Source organism: Sulfuricurvum sp. (assembly GCF_019163035.1).
GTDB lineage: Bacteria > Campylobacterota > Campylobacteria > Campylobacterales > Sulfurimonadaceae > Sulfuricurvum.
In genome coordinates this window covers 1-2,389 of record NZ_JAFLKV010000113.1, presented here as the reverse complement: position 1 = coordinate 2,389, position 2,389 = coordinate 1, and the positions used below count along the sequence as shown (strand labels likewise).

At 49.1% G+C, this 2,389-nt stretch carries 3 protein-coding genes and 1 pseudogene; all 4 read left to right on the top strand.

Annotation, left to right across the window (positions count from 1 at the left end):
• Window positions 1-306 (top strand): annotated as a pseudogene (locus JZU62_RS07985) (hypothetical protein); the annotation flags it as partial.
• Complete coding sequence (gene rnhA / locus JZU62_RS07980; RefSeq protein WP_295013615.1) at window positions 281-715, top strand: ribonuclease HI; 435 nt, start codon at window positions 281-283, stop codon at window positions 713-715. The pseudogene JZU62_RS07985 and the gene rnhA, both read left to right, overlap by 26 nt.
• The gene (rnc, locus tag JZU62_RS07975; RefSeq protein WP_295013613.1) at window positions 715-1,395 is read left to right on the top strand and encodes a ribonuclease III; all 681 of its coding nucleotides are present in this window, start codon (window positions 715-717) and stop codon (window positions 1,393-1,395) included. The genes rnhA and rnc overlap by 1 nt, the downstream gene beginning before the upstream one ends.
• Window positions 1,392-2,389: chorismate synthase (gene aroC / locus JZU62_RS07970; RefSeq protein ID WP_295013611.1), on the top strand; the 998-nt coding region annotated here is incomplete at its 3' end. The genes rnc and aroC, both read left to right, overlap by 4 nt.

The window sequence follows — 2,389 nt, the reverse complement described above, 5'->3', positions numbered from 1 at the left end:
GCAGGGGATGAGAATCTCGATTTGGATATAATTGCAAGCAACACCTATCTGCGTGAGCTTTTCAGTGCGCGCGGGTCGCTTGAGTTAGCAGAGGGAAGTTCAAAATTTGAGCTTGATACCCTAATCGCTCTTCGTCGATGCGGTGCAGGTAAGGCGACATTAGAGTTTGAATACACGTGTGATAAGTGTAATCAGATTTCGTTTCTCCCCTTTCACCGTTGTCCGCACTGCCATGCGATCGATAGTGTCCAAAGTATTATGAATCTCTCAAAGGAACGATTTGAAGAAAATAACTCTCTTCAGTGACGGCTCGGCGCTCGGTAATCCAGGGCCGGGTGGATTTGGAGCGATTCTACGCTTCGGAGACAAAGAGCGGATTATCAGCGGTGGGGAAGCGCATACGACGAACAACCGTATGGAGCTTTTAGGGGTGATCGAGGGATTGCGCGCCCTCAAAGAGCCCTGCGACGTGACGGTAATCTCCGATTCTTCGTATGTGATTCGAGGGATAAACGAATGGCTAGAGGGGTGGATCAAACGCAACTTTGCCAAGGTCAAAAATCCCGATCTATGGCACGAGTACATCCGTGTTTCCGCAGGTCATCGGATCAATGGAGTCTGGGTACGCGGGCACAACGGTCATCCCGAAAACGAACGGTGTGATATCATCGCCAAAGAAGAGGCGGAAAAATTTAAAAAAGGATTAACACTATAATGAATGATCTACAAGCCCTGCAAGAACGTTTAGGGTACACATTTCAAAATCAAAAGCTCCTTATTGAAGCGCTGACACACAAAAGTTTTAAACAGCCCTACAATAATGAGCGCCTTGAGTTTTTAGGAGATGCTGTACTCGATTTGATCGTCGGTGAATATCTTTATACCAAATTTCGCGGATACGACGAAGGAAAACTCTCAAAAATGCGCGCGTCACTCGTCAATGAAGAGGGGTTTACTGCTTTAGCTATCCATCTGGGGCTCGGTGAGTACATCTATCTCTCCAATGCCGAAGAGAACAACAGCGGTCGCACCAAAAGTTCACTCCTATCCAACGCCTTTGAAGCCCTTATGGGTGCAATGTATCTCGAAACCGGTTTGGGAAAAGTAGAAGAGATTACCATTTCTCTCCTCGAACACGTCCATCCCGATATTTCACTCGATTCGCTCTTTAAAGACTATAAAACCTCCCTCCAAGAGCTCACTCAAGCCCATTATGGGACAACTCCCGAATATCAGCTCATCGCCGAACACGGACCTGATCATAAAAAAGAGTTTGAAGTCGCGGTCATCATCGATGGCAAGCGCTACGCTTCGGCATGTGGAAAAAGCAAAAAACACGCCCAGCAAGAAGCGGCGCAAATCGCCCTTGATCTCCTCTCAAAGGAACTCAAATGAATCGCTTCGGTGAACGTTTCACAATGACGACTTTCGGTGAGTCGCACGGCAAAGCGATCGGCTGTGTACTCGATGGCGTTCCCGCAGGGCTTGAAATCGACGAAGCTTTTATCCAAAGCGAATTAGACCGTCGTAAACCGGGACAAAACGAATTCGCCACCGCCCGCAAAGAAGAGGACAAAGTTGAAATCCTCAGCGGTGTTTTCGAAGGACTCAGTACCGGAACACCGATTACACTAGTCATCTACAACACCGACCAAAAAAGCGGTGATTACAGCAATGTCAAAGACATCTTCCGTCCGGGACACGCTGACTTTACCTATTTTCACAAATACGGTCTGCGCGATTATCGCGGTGGCGGACGCTCAAGTGCACGCGAAACGGCAGCACGCGTTGCAGGGGGTGCGGTGGCAAAACTAATGCTCCGCTCTTTAGGAATCGAATTTGCGAGCGGTATCAGTGCTATTCATGGTATCGTTGCCCAAAATCTCGATTTTACCTACCCTCCAAACAGCCCCATCTATGCTCTTGATAAAACCGTAGAAGAGGCTCAAAAAGCGGCTATCTTGGAAGCCAAAAACGCCCATGATTCCGTCGGCGGTGTCGCAACACTCAAAATTTCAGGAGTTCCTGTCGGTTTAGGACAAGGGCTTTATTACAAACTTGATGCGATCCTCGGCTCAGCGATGATGGGGATCAATGCCGTCAAAGCGGTCGAAATCGGAGAGGGGATTCACAGCGCAGAGCTACTTGCGAGCCAAAACAATGATCCCATCACCCCTAGCGGCTTTAAATCCAACCACGCAGGGGGGATTTTGGGCGGTATGAGCAACGGAGACGATGTCATCGTACGCGTCCATTTCAAACCGACTCCCTCGATCTTCATCGATCAAGAGAGCACTAACACCCATAACGAAAGCGTTAGCGTTTCGCTCAAAGGACGGCATGATCCCTGCGTCGCCGTACGCGGTTCCGTCGTTGCCGAGTCGATGGC